Origin of the sequence: Streptomyces gilvus, assembly GCF_022513565.1 — a bacterium.
In the GTDB taxonomy this organism is placed as follows: Bacteria; Actinomycetota; Actinomycetes; order Streptomycetales; family Streptomycetaceae; genus Streptomyces; species Streptomyces gilvus.
This window is the reverse complement of sequence record NZ_JAKWBE010000006.1, coordinates 67,938-84,611: the sequence shown is the minus strand read 5'-3', so window position 1 is coordinate 84,611 and position 16,674 is coordinate 67,938. Positions and strand designations below refer to the sequence as shown.

Sequence of the window (16,674 nt, the reverse complement as noted above, 5' to 3'; positions counted from 1 at the left end):
CGTCGGCGGGCGGCCTACGCGTCCTCGTAGAGCTCGAACCAGATGCTCTTGCCCTCGCCGCGGGGATCCACGCCCCAGGAGTGGGCGAGGAGTTCTATGAGGACCAGGCCGCGGCCGGAGGAGGCCATTTCGCCGGGGCGGCGTTTGTGCGGGAGGTCGTCGCTGGTGTCGGTGACCTCGACGCGCATCCGGCGGCCCCCGGGCTCGCCCCGGACCTCGGCCTGCATCAGCGCGTCCGCGTCCGTGTGCACCAGGACGTTCGTCAGCGTCTCGGACAGCAGCAGCACCGCCGAGTCGACCTGGTCCTGGGAGGGCCAGTCGTGGAGCAGTTCGCGCAGGTGCTGGCGGGCCACCGCGACGCGCTCGGGTTCGGCCTGTGCCACGGAGAGCATCGTGCGGCGGACCGTGGGCGCCGGGGTGAGCGTGTGGTCGAGGCCGCAGCCCTCCTCGGGGCGGCACAGCAGCATCACCGCTATGTCGTCCTCGCGCCGGTCCGCGAGCGGACCCGTGGTGTGGTGGGAGGAGGGGCCGTGCACGCCCTGGACCAGGGCGTCGGCCAGTTCCTCCAGGTCGCCCTTGTGGTCCTCGAGGATCGTACGGATGCGCTGCCAGCCGCTGTCCAGGTCGTGACCGCCGGTCTCGATCAGGCCGTCGGTGCAGATCAGCATCGTCTCGCCGGGTTCCAGCGTGATGCGGGTGGTGGGGTAGTCGGCGTCCGGGTCGATGCCGAGCGGGAGGCCGCCGGCCGTGGGCCGGGTCAGCACCGTGCCGTCCGCCATCCGGATCGCCGGGTCGGGATGGCCGGCCCGGGCGATGTCGAGGATGCCGGTCACCGGGTCCGCCTCGACGTACAGACAGGTCGCGAAGCGCAGGTCGGGGGACTCCGGGTCGCCGTCGGCCATGCCGTGCAGGAAGCGGGAGGCGCGGGAGAGGACCGCGTCGGGGCGGTGGCCCTCGGAGGCGTAGGCGCGCAGGGCGATGCGGAGCTGGCCCATCAGACCCGCCGCGCGCACGTCATGGCCCTGGACGTCGCCGATGGCCAGGGCGAAGCGGCCGTTGGGCAGCGGGATCATGTCGTACCAGTCGCCGCCGACCTGGAGTCCGCCGCCGGTGGGGACGTAGCGGGCGGCGACGGTCATGCCCGGTATCTGGGGGCCCAGCGTCGGCAGCATGGAGCGCTGCAGGCCGTCGGTCAGGGCGCGCTCGGTCTCCTCGGCGCCGGCCCGGGACAGGGCCTGGGCGAGCATCCGGGCGACGGTGGTCAGCACCGAGCGTTCGTCGGGGGTGAAGGCGACGGGATAGGCGAAGGAGGCCATCCAGGTGCCCATCGTGCGGCCGGCGACCGTCAGCGGCAGGAAGGCCCAGGACTGACGGCCGAAGCTCTCGACCAGCTGCCACATCACGGGGTAGCGGGTCTTGTAGTCGGCGGGGGAGGAGAGATAGACGGCGCGGCCGGTGCGTATGACCTCGGCGGCGGGATGGTCCGTGTCCAGGGGCATGGGGGAGAACGGGTCGCCGTCGCCGGGCTGGTAGCCGTGCAGGCCGACGATGGTCAGCCGGTCGCCCTCGACGCCGAACACCGCGAGTCCGTCCGGCGAGAACCCCGGCATCGACAGTCCCGCCGCGACCCGCAGCACCTCCGCCGTGGAGCGTGCCTCGGCCAGCGCGCGGCCCGCGTCCAGCAGGAACGCCTCCCGGGAGCGCCGCCAGTCGCCCGTGACGGCGCTGCGTCCGGCCGGTGTGCCGGGCGTCGGTTCGGTCACCTCCTGGAGGGTGCCGATCAGCTGGAAGGCCTGTCGTTTTTTGTCGTAGGACGGCTTGGAGCGGGAGCGGACGACGCGGATCACCCGGCCGTGCTCGCCCATGATCCGGATGCGGACCTCGGCGAGGGTGCGTTCGGCGACGGCGAGACCGACCACGCTGATGATCTCGTTCCAGTCGACCGGGTGCAGCCGGGACCGGGCCTGGGCCTCCGTGAGGGTGGTCCCCACGGCGGGCAGGCCGAGCAGCCGTGCCGCCTCGGAGTCGACCGTGACCAGCTCGGTGGCGGTGTCCCAGTGCCACAGGCCGGTCGCGAGGGTGGCGAGAACCTCCCCCACGGGCGGCAGTGGCTCGCCAGTGCGCATTGCCCCACTTTATGAAGAGGTGATCGAGGAGTGCCACCGATCATCGACAGTTCGTGCGGTTTTATGCCGCAGGGCGACTGTAATGGTGGGGAGCCGATCTTGGGGTGCCCGGTACGCTTGGGGGGTGTTTCACGTGAAACACGGACCCCTATCCGCGAAGACTGGATGAACGACGATGCATCGGTACAGGTCCCACACCTGCGGCGAGCTCCGCGCCTCTGACGTCGGCACCGACGTCCGGCTGAGTGGCTGGCTGCACAATCGGCGCGACCTGGGCGGCATCCTCTTCATCGATCTGCGCGACCACTACGGCATCACGCAGCTCGTCGCCCGCCCGGGCACCCCGGCCTACGAGGCCCTGGACAAGGTGACCAAGGAGTCGACGGTCCGCGTCGACGGCAAGGTCGTCTCCCGCGGCGCCGAGAACGTCAACCCGGAGCTGCCGACCGGTGAGGTCGAGGTCGAGGTCGGCGAGGTCGAGCTGCTCGGCGCGGCCGCGCCGCTGCCGTTCACGATCAACACCGAGGACGGGGTCAACGAGGAGCGGCGCCTGGAGTACCGCTTCCTGGACCTGCGGCGCGAGCGCATGCACAAGAACATCATGCTGCGTACGGCGGTCATCAGCGCCATCCGTCACAAGATGACGGCGCTGGGCTTCAACGAGATGGCGACGCCGATCCTCTCCGCCACCTCCCCCGAGGGCGCCCGCGACTTCGTGGTCCCCTCCCGGCTGAACCCCGGCAAGTTCTACGCCCTGCCGCAGGCGCCGCAGCAGTTCAAGCAGCTGCTGATGATCTCGGGCTTCGACCGCTACTTCCAGATCGCGCCCTGCTTCCGTGACGAGGACGCCCGCGCCGACCGCTCGCCGGGCGAGTTCTACCAGCTCGACGTGGAGATGAGCTTCGTCGAGCAGGAGGACGTCTTCCGCCCGATCGAGCAGCTGATGACCGAGCTGTTCGAGGAGTTCGGCGGCGGCCGCCATGTCACCTCCCCCTTCCCGCGGATCCCGTTCCGCGAGGCGATGCTGAAGTACGGCTCCGACAAGCCGGACCTGCGGGCCCAGCTGGAGCTCGTCGACATCACGGACGTCTTCGAGGGCTCGGAGTTCAAGGCGTTCGCCGGCAAGCACGTGCGGGCGCTGCCGGTGCCGGCCGTGCAGGACCAGCCGCGCAAGTTCTTCGACCAGCTCGGTGACTTCGCCGTCTCGCTGGGCGCCAAGGGCCTGGCCTGGGTGCGGGTCGCCGAGGACGGTTCGCTCACCGGTCCGATCGCGAAGTTCCTCACCGAGGAGAACGTCGCCGAGCTGACCAAGCGGCTGTCGCTGGCCGCCGGGCACGCGGTGTTCTTCGGCGCGGGCGAGTTCGACGAGGTCTCCAAGATCATGGGCGCGGTGCGGGTCGAGGCCGCCAAGCGTGCCGGGCACTTCGAGGAGAACGTCTTCCGCTTCTGCTGGATCGTCGACTTCCCGATGTACGAGAAGGACGAGGAGACCGGCGCGATCGACTTCTCGCACAACCCCTTCTCGATGCCGCAGGGCGGGCTGGAGGCCCTGGAGACGCAGGACCCGCTGGACATCCTGGGCTGGCAGTACGACATCGTCTGCAACGGCGTGGAGCTGTCCTCCGGCGCGATCCGGAACCACGAGCCGGAGATCATGCTCAAGGCCTTCGAGATCGCCGGCTACGACCGGGAGACCGTCGAGGAGAAGTTCGCCGGCATGCTGCGCGCCTTCCGCTTCGGCGCCCCGCCGCACGGCGGCATCGCCCCCGGCGTCGACCGCATCGTGATGCTGCTGGCCGACGAGCCCAACATCCGCGAGACCATCGCCTTCCCGCTCAACGGCAACGCCCAGGACCTGATGATGGGCGCGCCGACGGAGCTGGAGGAGGCCCGGCTGAGGGAACTGCACCTCCAGGTGCGCAAGCCGCAGCCGAAGTAACCCGGCGGACCCGAAGGGCTCGAAACCGACATCGGTTTCGAGCCCTTTCGCATGGGTCCCCAGACGACCGACGACAAGACCTCACCGGAGGCGCACAGGGAGCCCGAGGGAGGTGCACAGAAGCCTGTCGTGTCATAGGCGGTGACATCGCAGGTGGTGCGGCCTCCGGGCCCGCCCGGGCAAGGAGGACGTCATGGGGTACGCGATCGCGCTCGCGGCGCTGTTGATCGCCGGTGCCGCCGGCGCGGTCGTCGCACTGCGGCGGTCACAGGCCGACCGCGGCACGTCCGGGCTGGACGCGGAGGCCGAGGCCAACCGCTGGCTGATCCGGCTGGCCGCCGGTCTGATCCCGCCCGGCGCCGCCACCTGGGCGAGCGCCGGCGAGACGGCGGGCCGGGCGCTCACCGAGGCCGCCGAGTGCCACCGCACCGCCCGCGCCCTGCTCGCCGAGGCCCGCACGGCGGCGGAGTACGGCCGCGTGACGCGCACCGCCCAGGAGGGACTGCGCCACGTCGACGCGGCCCGCGAGGCCCTCGGCCTGCCCGCGCACCCCTCCCCCGCCACGCCGGAGCCCCGGGTCAGGCAAGCCTTCCCCGGGGCCCTGGTCACCAACGGCTCGAATCCGACGGCGATTTCCGTCCATCCCTGAGACGGCTCAGGAAAGGGTCTTGTACGACCCCCAGCCGCTCGCGATCTTCACCCTGGCCCCGAACGACCCCTTGCCGTCACCGCTGTTGCGGTACACGGTGCCGCCGGAGTCACGGGAGACGAGGTCGGCCCGGCCGTCGTCGGTGATGTCGCCGACGCCGACGATCGCGTTGTAGGAACCGCCCCAGTTGGTGAAGAGCTTCGTCCGTGCCGCGAAGGTGCCGTCGCCCTTGCCGTTGAAGCGGTACAGGGTGTTCGAGCCGTCCTGGGCGAGCAGGTCGCCGATGCCGTCGCCGGTGATGTCACCGACGCCCACGATCTTCTTGTAGCCCTTCCAGCCGTCGTACAGCTTCACCCGGGCGGACAGCTTGCCGGTGCTGGTCGCCTTGTACAGGTACACGGTGCCGGTGGCGGAGTTGCGGGCGACCAGGTCCGCGCGGCCGTCGCCGCTGACGTCGCCGGGCGAGGTCAGGACGTCGTACTGGTTCCAGCCGCTGTTGCCGAGGGTCGTGTACGACGTCGACGGCTTGAGGGCCGCGTTGCAGCCGGGCTTGTACAGCCGCAGGGCGCCGCTGCTCAGCCGGACCAGGACGTCGTTGCAGCGGTCGCCGCTCAGGTCGCCGAACGGCACGAACCGCGCGCTGGTGGGCCAGCCGGTGCCGGTGGTCTTCTGCCCGAACTTCCCCGTGCCGGTGCCGTGCTGGTACGTCAGCCCGCCCGCGGAGTTGAGGGTGAGCAGGTCACCGCGGCCGTCGGGGCCGTCGACGCTGGCGAAGTCGTGGCGCACGGGGTTGCCCCGCTGCAGGAAGCCCTCGCCGGAGGCCACCGTGACCGGGGTGGCGGTGCCGAGGCCGGTGACCTTCAGGGTCCAGGTGAAGTCGCCGTTGGGGAAGCGGTCGCCGTTCGCGCTCTTGCCGTCCCAGCCCGCCGACAGCTGCGCCGTGACCGCCCCGCCGGTGACCGTGCGGGTGGCCCGGCCCTTCGGACCGCTCTGCACGGAGGTGAAGGTCAGGGACCAGGAGTCGACCGGACGGGACAGCAGCCACGCGCCGGTCCAGGCGGTGGAGCCGCCCGGCTGCACATAGCTGCCGGCCTCCGTGCGGAAGGCGGTCGGCGCGGACGGGGCGACACCGGTGGTGGCGACGTGCGTCTGCTCGAACCGGTCGAACCAGGCGACCAGACCCGTGTACTCGTCGACCGTCCAGCGGAAGCGGCGGTCCACGGCGAGGCCCGTGTCGGGCAGGTCGGAGGCGATCACCCGGGTGGCACCGGTCGTCGCGTCGGTGAGCACCAGCCGGTCGGCCTCGTGGTCGTGGCGGACCGTGAAGCCGTCGCCGAGCAGGACGTCACCGGGCGTCACCGCGACGGACGTGCCCGCCTTGGTGTCGTACACGCCCGCCGACGCCGTACCGCAGGCCCAGTACACCCAGCGGCCCGCCGCCTGCAGCTCGCTCGGCACGCAGGCGAGGGAGGGGACGGTCACCGTGGCGAGGGTCTTCTTCTCGGTGAGGCTGTAGGAGGTGAGCCGGCCGGCGGTGTCGGAGCTCCACAGGACGGAGCCGTTCAGGGCGGCGGCCCGGACGGACCGCTTGAGGATCTGGCCCTGGCCGAACTCGCCGACGTACTGTGCCGGCGTGGAGCCGCCGGAGTTGTAGACCGCCCAGTCGTCGGACACGTCGACGACGCTGCCGCCCGCGGTGCCGAACTCCAGGGTGTGACCGCCGATGGAGACCAGCCGGTCGGCGTTCTCCAGACCGCTGCCGCCCTCGTCGGCGTCGTAGAACGTGCCGAGGTAGACGTCCACCGGCTTGGTGCCGTCGTGCACGCCCCACAGGGCCGAGCAGGTGGCACCGGCGTACGGGCACTTCGGGCTGACGGAGGCGCTCTCCGTGGCCGCCGACGCGCTCAGCTCGGTGCCGCCGTTCGACGTGAGCGTGCGCACCGAAGTCGAGTCCGAGGTGCTCTGCGGGTTGTCCTCGGCGACGCGGAGGCTGCCGCGGCTGAGCGCCAGACCCGTCTTGGGGTTCTCGTACGGCGGGATCTTGACCAGTTTCGTCAGCTGCGGGGTGCCGTCGGCGCCGAGGGCGACCCGCTGCACCCACCAGTCGGCCGCGGTGGTGCCGCCGGTGACGAGGGCGCCGCCGTCGGGCGTGGCCAGCGGGGTGCCGTACGAGGCGCTGAGCAGGGTCTTCCTGGTGCCGTCGGTCAGGGACACGGCCTGGACGCCGGGGGCGCCCGTCAGCACCGCCCAGTTCCCGACGAGCACCGGGACCGGCTTGGGGGAGACGTCGCTCTCCTCGCCGGCCAGCGGGACCGTCTCCGTCGCCGCGAGGTCGGCGCGCGGCTTGAGGTGGAGGCCCGCGGACCGCGTGTACCAGCCGACCCGGTCGCCGGTGAGGACGACCTCGGGCACGGTGTCCCGGGTGAGGCCGGTGAAGACCGGGGTGAAGCGGGCGGCGGCGAAGTCGAGGTAGCCGACGCTGTACGTCGTGAACCGGCCGTCCGCGTCGCGGTCGGGGTAGGCGAACAGGGCGCCCTTGTCGTCCCCGGTGCGCGCGTTGTTCCACTCCCAGGTGCCGTCGGCGGGGTAGCCGGTGACCACGCGGTCGCGCTGCTCGCCGTCGACCAGGTCGACGAGGTGCAGGACGTAGCCGTCCAGCTCCTGTCCGTCGACGACGCCGTCGTACTCGACGGTGACGCTCGTCTCGCCGTACGTCCCCACCCGGTCCGCCGACTGGCTCAGGTCGACGGTGCGCAGGGCGCCGCCGCCCGGGCTCCACAGCGACACCGGGTCGCCGTAGGTGAGGTGGGGCAGCGCCACGGTGTCGGCGGCCTGCCCGAAGACGCCCGTGGCGCAGCGCATGTCGATGTCGTAGCAGCTGGTCGTGGTCGGCTTGTACACACCTGACGACCCCTCGACGGTGACCGTGTCGCCGTCGTCGTAGTCCGTCCACAGCACACCGGCGACGCCGGACTGCCGGTGCAGGAAGCCGGTCCGTCCCGCCGCGAGCAGCTGCTCGGTACGGCGGGTCTCGGTGCGCGGATCGTCCAGGACGAGCTCGGCGGTGCCGGCCGCGGCGATGGTGGCGGCCTGCGCGGCGCCCTCGTCACGCGTGCCGGAGAACAGGGTGATCGAGCCGGCCGCCAGGACGACCGCGAGCGTGGAGACCAGGGCGTGCCGACCGCCCCGTCCCAGGGCGTGTCTGCCCACGTGAGGTTCCCTCCCCGCGAGGGCCCCCGCCCTCGCACAAGTGAGCGGACTTTACCAGTCCATGATCACCGCATGGGAAGCGGGTGGGGAGCCGATGGGGAAAGAAAGGTGATCCGGTACGGCAACTTCCTTGGTCCCGGCGGCCACTTGAGGACGGAAGCACCTTCACGGGTGCTCCATGAACCGCACATGTCCCTCGACCGCTCGTAAGGAACTCCTCGTGGCCTCTGCCTCCCACCGCCGGTCCCTCCGCAGGCGGCGCACCCTCGTCGTCTCCGCCGCCGTCGTGGCCGCCGGTGTCGGTGCCGGTGTGCTCGTGATGAACGCGAACGCCGGGACGACCACCGTCGACCTGTACCACCAGACGCTCGCCGCCAAGGACGGCTGGGCGTCCTCCGGTTCCGGCACGACCGGCGGCGCGAAGGCCGACTCCGCGCACACCTTCACCGTCTCCACCCGCGCCCAGCTGGTGAAGGCGCTCGGCTCGGTGTCGGACACCACCCCGCGGATCATCAAGGTCAAGGGCACGATCGACGCGAACACCGACGCCTCCGGCAAGAAGCTGACGTGCGCGAACTACGCGTCCGGCACCGGATATTCACTGGCGTCGTACCTGAAGGCGTACGACCCCGCCACCTACGGCCGCTCCAAGCTGCCCTCCGGCACGCAGGAGAAGGCGCGGGCCGCCGCGCAGAAGAAGCAGGCCGCGAACATCGTCTTCAAGGTGCCCGCCAACACCACGATCGTCGGCGTGCCCGGCACCAAGGCCGGCATCACCGGCGGGATGCTGCAGATCCAGAAGGTCGACAACGTCATCGTGCGCAACCTGACCTTCTCCGACACCGAGGACTGCTTTCCGCAGTGGGACCCCACGGACGGCTCCAGCGGCAACTGGAACTCGCAGTACGACTCCGTCACCCTGCGCGGCGCGACCCATGTCTGGGCCGACCACAACACCTTCACCGACGCCGGCCACTTCGACAGCACGAACCCGAAGTACTACGGCCGTGAGTACCAGGTCCACGACGGGGCCATGGACATCACCAAGGGCTCCGACCTGGTGACCGTCGAGCGCAACCAGTTCACCAACCACGACAAGACCATGCTGATCGGCGCCAGCGACACCGACAGCACCGGCAAGCTGCGCGTGACGATCCACCACAACGTCTGGAAGGGCATCGTCCAGCGGGCCCCGCTGTCCCGCCTCGGCCAGATCCACATCTACAACAACGTCTACGACACGGCCACGCTGAACGGCTACGCCCTGCAGTACAGCATCAACTCCCGGGCGAAGGCGCAGGTCGTGGCCCAGAACAACTACTGGAAGATCCCGGCGGGCCAGAAGATCTCCAAGCTCCTCAGCGGCGACGGCACCGGCTCGATCAAGGGCAGCGGCAACGTCGTCAACGGCACGACGACCGACCTGGTCGCCGCGTACAACGCCGCGAGCTCGAAGAAGATCAAGACGACGGTCAACTGGACGCCGACCCTGACGGCGGGCCTGGAGTCGTCGGCGAAGAACCTGCTGACGGAACTGGCTTCGACGACGGGGGCGGGCGTGCTGTCGTGACGACGCCGTCCTGACGAGGTGAACGGGCCCGGGAAGCGTTACGGCTTCCTGGGCCCGATTCAGGACCGGAAATCCAGCCGAGTTGGGCCATATTCACTCGCGGGAGTGAGTTTGCCCGGCGGGAGGGAGGGGTGGGGTTTGGTGGGGTGCTTTATCGCCGGTGGGTGGTGCATAGGGAGCGCAGGTCGGACCGGAGCACGGGGGCTTGCGCTTCGGTGACTCCGGGTGCCGCCGCGGCACCGGCTGTGCTGTACTTGGACACAAGGAGGGCCCCCGCCCGGACCGGGTAATCCAGGCGGAGGCCCAAGCTCAGCAGGAGCGCGCCGGATGTCCCCCGCTGTGGAGGGGATATCCGGCTACCTGCTGAGCCACCAGAGCAGCCACCTCCTCGCGTGCTTCGCCGTCCGTTCCGGCACGAGCCGGATCAGACGCATGACGAGAGTCGGCTTCTGCTCCTTGTGACCGCCCATCTGGGGGCGCAGCTGGGGGAGTTGCGGAACGTGTCGATCCAGGTGATGCCGACAGACGTCGAGGAACACTTCGGCACGGGCGGGATCATCGAGGTGCTGAAGTTCCCGGACGGTACGGTGGTGGGGCGCTCCGATGGGGCGTTCAACGGCCGCCCTGTGACCGATCCGAAGCAGATCCGCATCCTTGACCTGCGCTATAGCATGATCCGGGCCCAGGCGCTCACGCCCCGAGAGTCGCGGGCGTTCATCGAGCAGCTGCTGGGAGAAACATGAGCGGCAACTCCACCTCCGGCGACGGCTCCGCGCCGGCCTGGTTCAAGAGCAGCTACAGCAGCAGCAGCGGCGACGGCAACTCCTGCGTCGAGGTCGCCACCACCCCCGGCACCATCCACGTCCGCGACTCCAAGCACCGCGACGCCGGCCCGCGCCTCGCGCTGGCGCCGCAAGCCTGGGCGGACTTCGTGGCGTACGCGTCGGGGAACTGACTTCTCAACTGCACTTGCCCCGCGCCTGGTTGTCACTGACGCGGGGCGCGGACAGAACATCTGGGTCAGGCGGCCTCGCCGCCGAAGCGCTCCTTGTAGCTCTCCAGGTCCTCGTCCGTGAGCTTGGCGAAGAGGACCGGGGGGACCGTGAAGGGGGTGCCGGCCGGGACCGAGGTCAGGGCGCGGGCCTCGTCCGCGGTGACCCAGGTGGCGGTGTCGTCGGTCAGGGTGAAGGCCTGGCGCATGGCGGCCGACGTCGTCGGGATGAACGGCTCCGAGACCACCGCGTACAGGTGGATGAGGTTCATCGCCGTGCGGAGGGTGAGGGCGGCGCCCTCCTTGTCGGTCTTGATCTCCAGCCAGGGGGCCTTCTCCTCCAGGTAGGAGTTGCCGGCCGACCACAGGGCGCGCAGCGCCGCCGCGGCCTTGCGGAACTGGAGGGACTCCATCTGCGCCTCGTACTCGGCGAGGAGCCGGGCGATCTCCTCGCCGAGCTTGCGCTCCGCCTCGCCGGGCTCGCCGCCCGCGGGCACCTCGTCGCCGAAGCGCTTGCGGGAGAAGGACAGGACGCGGTTGACGAAGTTGCCGAGGGTGTCGGCCAGGTCCTTGTTGACCGTGGCCGTGAAGTGCTCCCAGGTGAAGGACGAGTCGTCGGACTCGGGGGCGTTCGCGATGAGGAAGTAGCGCCAGTAGTCGGCGGGCAGGATCTCCAGGGCCTGGTCGGTGAAGACGCCGCGCTTCTGGGAGGTGGAGAACTTGCCGCCGTAGTACGTCAGCCAGTTGAAGGCCTTGACGTAGTCGACCTTCTTCCACGGCTCGCGGACGCCGAGCTCGGTGGCCGGGAACATCACCGTGTGGAAGGGGACGTTGTCCTTCGCCATGAACTCGGTGTAGCGGACGGTGTCGTCCGCCTCGTACCACCACGACTTCCAGTCCCGGTTCTCCGGGTCGAGGTCCGCCCACTCCTTCGTCGCGCCGATGTACTCGATCGGGGCGTCGAACCAGACGTAGAAGACCTTGCCCTCCGCCGCCAGCTCCGGCCAGGTGTCGGCCGGGACGGGGACGCCCCAGTCCAGGTCGCGGGTGATCGCGCGGTCGTGCAGGCCCTCGTTCAGCCACTTGCGGGCGATGGAGGAGGCCAGCTGCGGCCAGTCGTCCTCGTGCCGGGAGACCCACTCCTCGACCTCGTGCTGCAGCTTGGACTGGAGCAGGAAGAGGTGCTTGGTCTCGCGGACCTCGAGGTCGGTGGAGCCGGAGATCGCCGAGCGCGGGTTGATCAGGTCGGTCGGGTCCAGGACGCGGGTGCAGTTCTCGCACTGGTCGCCGCGGGCCTTGTCGTAGCCGCAGTGGGGGCAGGTGCCCTCGACGTAGCGGTCCGGCAGGAAGCGGCCGTCGGCGGGGCTGTAGACCTGGCGGATCGCCCGCTCCTCGATGAAGGCGTTCTCGTTGAGGCGGCGGGCGAAGTGCTGGGTGATCTCGACGTTCTGCTGGGAGGAGCTCCGGCCGAAGTAGTCGAAGGCCAGCGCGAAGCCGTCGTAGACCGCCTTCTGGGCGTCGTGCGCCTGGGCGCAGAACTCGGCGACGGGGAGTCCCTGCTCCTTCGCCGCCAGCTCGGCCGGGGTGCCGTGCTCGTCGGTCGCGCAGATGTAGAGGACGTCGTGGCCGCGCTGGCGGAGGTAGCGGGAGTACACGTCCGCCGGGAGCATGGACCCCACCATGTTGCCCAGGTGCTTGATTCCGTTGATGTACGGAAGGGCGCTGGTGATGAGGTGTCGAGCCATCGGGGGCTGCTCCCAGGTCGGTTTCGTTGCTGGTTTTGCGAACCTTGAAATCGTAGCCGACATGTGTATGCCGCCCGCCTCCCGTTTTGCGGGCTGAGAAGCGGGCGGCATGTGGGTGGTGCTGCTGTGCGTGCTCGTGTGCCTACGGTCGCCAGTCGATGAGGATGCCGTCGTAGAGCTCCGCGTCGGTGAGTTCCAGGGGGGTCGGGCCCGCGTGGAAGAAGGCCCTGTTGTCGGTCTTCAGTTTGCGGAGGTAGTCGAAGGCCTTGTTGTCGTGGTCGCCGAACGCGACGAAGGAGAAGAACACCGAGGGGTGGGTCTTCGCGGCGTCGGTGAGGGACTGGGTGGCGGGGGTCTTCGCGTCGGGGGCGCCGTCGGTCTGGAAGACCACCAGGGCGGGGGTGCCGGGGGTGGCGTTCTTGTCGTAGTGGGCGAGTACGGCCTCCACGGCGGCGTGGTAGCTGGTGCGGCCCATGCGGCCGAGGCTCGCGTGGGCCTCGTCGATGGCGTTCTCGGGGGAGGCGGGGGTGAGGTCGATCGTGCCGTCCACTTCTGTGGAGAAGAAGACGACGTGGACGGTGGGGGTGCCGGAGGTGTCGGGGGTGAGGTGCGTGGCGAGGGCGAGGGTCTGGTCGGCGAGAGCCTGGGCCGATCCGTCCTTGTAGTACGGGCGCATGCTCGCGGAGCGGTCGAGGACGAGGTAGACGGCGGCTCGGGTGCCGGTGAGGCTGGCCTTGGTGAGGGCGGTTGACGCGGCGTCGCCGTCGACCACGGCCTCGGCTTCGCCTTCGGCCGTCTTGCTCCCACCCGCACCAACCGTGACAGTCTCGTCGTCGGGTGCGGGTGGCCCCTGTGGGGCTTCCCCGCCGTCGGCGACCGCGGGTTCGTCCGCTGCCGCGACAGGGGCCGTGGGCTGGGGCTCGGGTTCGGCGGTCACCTCGTCAGCCGCGTTATCGGACACCTCGGATACCTCGGACGCCTCGGCAGCCGTGGCTTCCGCCACCACTTCCGGCTCAGCAGTCTCGGCCTCCGGCTCCGGCTCCGGCTCCGCAGCTTCCGGCTTCGCCGCCTCGGCGGTTTCGGGCTCCGCCGGCGTGGGCTCTTCGGCGACCGGCTCCTCAGCCGCCGGCTCTGCCACCGTCGGTTCCGGAGCCTCTTCGGCTACCGGCGCGCTCGCCTCGGGCTCTGCCGTCTCCCGTTCTGTGGCTTCCGGCTCGGCTGCCTCCGCCTTGGGCGCTTCCACCTCGGTCGCGGCCGGTTCAGGCGTGGATTCCGCCTCAGCGGCCACGGTGGGCTCAGCAACCTCGGCAGGCTCAGGGGCCACCGCGGGCTCCGCAGCCTTCGGCTCCTCCGCAGGCGCCGCTTCCGCAGCCTCGGACGGCGACTCTGCCTTCGGCGCCTCTGCCTTCGGCTCCTCCGCCACCGGCGTCTCGGCCGCCGGTGCCGCAGTCGCCACCGGCTCCTCGACCTCCCGCTCAGCAGGCTCCGTCGGCTCAGTGACCTCCCGCTCAGCAGGCTCCGTCGGCTCAGTGACCCCCGGCTCGCCCGGCTCGGTCGGCCTCGGGACCGTTACGTTGTCGAAGGCCGCCGCGACCAGTTCGTGTTCGTCGTCCTTCGGCGGTTCCGGGGTCTCCGTGCGGGGCTCGGGGACGTGGGCGGAAGGGGTCGGTTCCGGGGCCGGGGAGGGGGACGGGACCGTGGGTTCCGGTGTCTGCGAAGGCGTTTCGGCACCCTCTGCTTCGGTGGCACGCCCCTTGCGTGACCTGCCGAACGCATTCCGCAGGAGAGTGAGAATGCCCATGTGCGCAACCCTTCGCGTGAGTTGAAGCCCGTCAATCGCTGGCCAGGACGGACACGTAAGGTTAGCGGCCCTAGATGGCGATCTTGGGCAGGGGCGGGAGAGCGAAATCGTCCCGTGTCAATAGCGCAAGCTGCCGCCTACACCGACGGCAACCAGCTCGGCTCGCACGACGGACTGTTCGGCGTGGCCGCCAAGGGCAAGCGCCGGCCCGTGATCCAGGAGCGGCGTGTGCTCGTCGCCGTACAGCATCCGGGCGAGGTCGACCGCGCGTCCGTGGAGAGGCCGGTGAGCACCTGGCCGGACGGGCCCGGGAGGATCACGCGGCCCGCCGTGCTCGCCGTGCGGCGCCGGGACGGCCGCGACATCGGCGTCTGAGGCACCGCAGTCGGCTCGGTCGGCTGAAAATCGGCTACGGGAGCGCCGGGACCGGGATGCGCGGGTGCCGCGAGGCTCTCGTACCCTCCAGTTCCAGCCATTCCCGGTATGCCGGTGCCTGTCTGGCCGCCTCCCAGTACGTCTCCCAGTACGTCTCCCAGTACGCCTCCCAGTACGCCTCCTCCAGCGCGGGCAGCGCGCCGTCGAGGTCTGTCTCAGGTCGGACAAGGCCCTGGACAAGACCCTCGACACGAGTGCGCGCCAGCCTCCGCCCCCCACCCGGTGCGGGTCGCCTCCCTGAAGCGAGGCGGCCCGCACCCCGCTGTTCCGTGTCAGTGGGGTGAGGCGATGGCTCGTGCCGCCGCGACCTCCTGGCGCAGGGGCTCCAGTACGCTCCCGGCCGGTCCCGTGAGATCCGTGCGGACCGCGTACAGCACCTCGGCCTCCCGTAGTCCCTCCGTCAACTCCCGTAGTTGCAGGACCACTTGACCGACCTCGGCGGTCGAAGGGGCGGGCGCCCCGTGCCGTACGCGGACCCGGGCCGCCGTCGTCGCGTCCACGATCCGTTCCACCGCGACGACCAGCGGCCACCACGCGGCGGCCCGGCGGCCGGTCGGCGGCGGTTCGGTCAGGGCGCGCTGGAACTCGGTGCGGACGACGGACAGGTCGCGGTAGAGGCGCCGGCGCATCCGGGCGCGGGCGGCGGGTTCGGTGCCGTCGCCGAAGGCGGCCTCCACATAGCGGGCGGTGTCGGCGACCGCGTCCGCGAGCCGGTCGCCGACCCGGGTGTGCCAGCTCTCCGGCCACAGCAGATAGCCGGCGACCAGCGCGATGCCGCAGCCGATCAGCGAGTCGACCAGCCGCGGCAGCAGCAGTGCCGTGCCCTGGTGGTTGAGGACGTCGGACAGGAGCAGGATCACCGGGGTGATGGCGGCGGTCTGGTAGCCGTACCCGCGCGGAGTGAGCGCGGGGATCAGGGGGGCCAGGACGAGCAGCACGGGTACGTCCCACCAGCCCCGGGGCACCTCGGAGAGGACCGCGGCCGCGATGACCAGCCCGGCGACCGTGCCCAGCGCGCGCAGCAGGGCACGGGAGAAGACCGAGCCGAAGTCGGGCTTGAGGACGAAGGTGATGGTCAGGGCCACCCAGTAGGAGCGCGGCACCGCGACGGTGGAGACGAGTACCTGGGCGAGGCCGATGCACAGGGCCAGACGCAGGCCGTACCGCCAGGAGTTCGCGGACAGGGTGACGTTGCGGGCGGCGCGGGCAGTGCGGACGGAGAGGGCGGCGGGGCGGCCGAGGCGGTCGTCGATGCCGCGCGGGTCGACGTCCGGCACGGAGACGACCTCGGCCGCGTGGCGCAGGGCGTGGTCGACGGCCCGGGCGGTCTCGGAGGTCGGCAGGGGGAGCTTCAGGCCGGTCGGTCCCGTGTAGCCGGTTTCGACGGCGTGCGCGAGGTGCCGTACCGCGTCGGGTATCTCCGGCGGCAGGGGGCGGCCGCTGAGATGGGCGGCGGGGGCGGCCTCCACGACGGGGGTGATCGCGTTCAACTGGGCGAGCAGCCGGGTGAGTTCGGGGCTGCGGCCGTGGTGGCGGGCGCGCCGGGCGAGGATGAGGTCGTACGACTGGTTCAGGGACTGGGTGACCGCGCGGCGCGCGGCGTCGTAGTCGTCGCGGGCGCAGGCGGCGAGGAGCCGGGCCACCGTGCGGTACGTGTCCGCGACCGCCGCCCGTTCCGGCACCCCGGACCGCAACGGCCAGGCGAGCAGCGCGAGCAGCAGCACCAGCAGCCCGCCGCCGGTCATCAGGGCCGGGGCGAGCCACCAGTCGCCCGGCATGGGCAGGCCCGCGCCGACCACGCAGTTCAGAAGCAGCAGCAGTCCGGAGACGGAGGCCACCGCGCCGATCGTCGAGATCATCCCGGAGACCAGCGCCACGCCGGTGACGGTGGCGACCGCGAGCCAGCCCTGGCCGAAGACCAGGGAGCCCAGGGTCACCCCGACGGCGCCGAAGAGCTGCGGGATCGCGATGTTGAGGATGCGCATGCGGTACGCGTCCGCCGTGTCGCCGATGACGCCGGACAGGGCGCCCATTGAGGCGAGGGCGCCGTAGGCGGGGCGGCCGGCCGCGAGGCCGACGGCGAGCGGGAGGGCCATGGCGGTCGCGGCGCGGGCGAGGGCGGGCCGGTTGAGGGGCGCCTGCTGGGCTTGGAGGTTCCGGACCAGCCAGTCGGGAGGGGTGAGGCCGATGGGGAACTCTCGGGGCATG

At 71.0% G+C, this 16,674-nt stretch carries 9 protein-coding genes and 2 pseudogenes; 6 read left to right on the top strand and 5 right to left on the bottom strand.

The features are described from left to right. Positions 1-14: 14 nt before the first annotated feature. Positions 15-2,126, bottom strand: coding sequence for a SpoIIE family protein phosphatase (locus MKW14_RS11835; protein WP_240861962.1), 2,112 nt, complete (start codon positions 2,124-2,126; stop codon positions 15-17). Positions 2,127-2,301: 175 nt separating this feature from the next. Between MKW14_RS11835 and aspS the strand changes: the two genes are divergently transcribed. Together aspS and MKW14_RS11825 are read left to right on the top strand one after the other, a co-directional pair. Then, positions 2,302-4,065 carry an aspartate--tRNA ligase gene (aspS, locus tag MKW14_RS11830; protein WP_240861960.1) on the top strand — a complete coding sequence of 588 codons (1,764 nt, stop codon included), beginning with the start codon at positions 2,302-2,304 and terminating at the stop codon, positions 4,063-4,065. Positions 4,066-4,258: 193 nt separating this feature from the next. Continuing rightward, complete coding sequence (locus MKW14_RS11825; RefSeq protein WP_240861958.1) at positions 4,259-4,714, top strand: hypothetical protein; 456 nt, start codon at positions 4,259-4,261, stop codon at positions 4,712-4,714. A gap of 6 nt (positions 4,715-4,720) precedes the next feature. On the opposite strand, the gene MKW14_RS11820 is transcribed toward MKW14_RS11825, so the two are convergent. Further along, positions 4,721-7,924: an FG-GAP repeat domain-containing protein gene (locus tag MKW14_RS11820; RefSeq protein WP_240861956.1), complete on the bottom strand. Its 3,204-nt coding sequence runs from the start codon at positions 7,922-7,924 to the stop codon at positions 4,721-4,723. A gap of 220 nt (positions 7,925-8,144) precedes the next feature. On the opposite strand from MKW14_RS11820, the gene MKW14_RS11815 reads away from it, so the two are divergent. From MKW14_RS11815 to MKW14_RS11805, 3 genes and pseudogenes are all read left to right on the top strand, one after another. Next, positions 8,145-9,494, top strand: a complete 1,350-nt coding sequence (locus MKW14_RS11815) for a pectate lyase family protein (RefSeq protein WP_240861954.1) — start codon at positions 8,145-8,147, stop codon at positions 9,492-9,494. Between the two features lie 479 nt (positions 9,495-9,973). Further along, positions 9,974-10,237 (top strand): annotated as a pseudogene (locus MKW14_RS11810) (Scr1 family TA system antitoxin-like transcriptional regulator); the annotation flags it as partial. Continuing rightward, complete coding sequence (locus MKW14_RS11805) at positions 10,234-10,449, top strand: DUF397 domain-containing protein (protein WP_240861952.1); 216 nt, start codon at positions 10,234-10,236, stop codon at positions 10,447-10,449. The pseudogene MKW14_RS11810 and the gene MKW14_RS11805, both read left to right, overlap by 4 nt. A 65-nt stretch (positions 10,450-10,514) precedes the next feature. On the opposite strand, the gene metG is transcribed toward MKW14_RS11805, so the two are convergent. Together metG and MKW14_RS41785 are read right to left on the bottom strand one after the other, a co-directional pair. Next, positions 10,515-12,230: a methionine--tRNA ligase gene (metG, locus tag MKW14_RS11800; RefSeq protein WP_240861950.1), complete on the bottom strand. Its 1,716-nt coding sequence runs from the start codon at positions 12,228-12,230 to the stop codon at positions 10,515-10,517. 142 nt (positions 12,231-12,372) lie between these two features. Further along, entirely contained in the window at positions 12,373-14,031 is a 1,659-nt protein-coding gene (locus MKW14_RS41785) for a VWA domain-containing protein (protein ID WP_240861948.1), read from the bottom strand. A gap of 141 nt (positions 14,032-14,172) precedes the next feature. On the opposite strand from MKW14_RS41785, the pseudogene MKW14_RS11790 reads away from it, so the two are divergent. Then, positions 14,173-14,406 (top strand): annotated as a pseudogene (locus tag MKW14_RS11790) (phosphatase); the annotation flags it as partial. A gap of 332 nt (positions 14,407-14,738) precedes the next feature. Here the strand turns inward: MKW14_RS11790 and MKW14_RS11785 are convergent. Then, positions 14,739-16,673 carry an FUSC family protein gene (locus tag MKW14_RS11785; RefSeq protein ID WP_240861946.1) on the bottom strand — a complete coding sequence of 645 codons (1,935 nt, stop codon included), beginning with the start codon at positions 16,671-16,673 and terminating at the stop codon, positions 14,739-14,741. Between the last annotated feature and the right edge of the window lies 1 nt (position 16,674).

Coding starts and splice junctions, on each gene's coding strand:
- MKW14_RS11835 (WP_240861962.1), bottom strand. CDS start 2,126: ATGCGCACTGGCGAGCCACTGCCGCCCGTGGGGGAGGTTCTCGCCACC.
- aspS (WP_240861960.1), top strand. CDS start 2,302: ATGCATCGGTACAGGTCCCACACCTGCGGCGAGCTCCGCGCCTCTGAC.
- MKW14_RS11825 (WP_240861958.1), top strand. CDS start 4,259: ATGGGGTACGCGATCGCGCTCGCGGCGCTGTTGATCGCCGGTGCCGCC.
- MKW14_RS11805 (WP_240861952.1), top strand. CDS start 10,234: ATGAGCGGCAACTCCACCTCCGGCGACGGCTCCGCGCCGGCCTGGTTC.
- metG (WP_240861950.1), bottom strand. CDS start 12,230: ATGGCTCGACACCTCATCACCAGCGCCCTTCCGTACATCAACGGAATC.
- MKW14_RS41785 (WP_240861948.1), bottom strand. CDS start 14,031: ATGGGCATTCTCACTCTCCTGCGGAATGCGTTCGGCAGGTCACGCAAG.
- MKW14_RS11785 (WP_240861946.1), bottom strand. CDS start 16,673: ATGCCCCGAGAGTTCCCCATCGGCCTCACCCCTCCCGACTGGCTGGTC.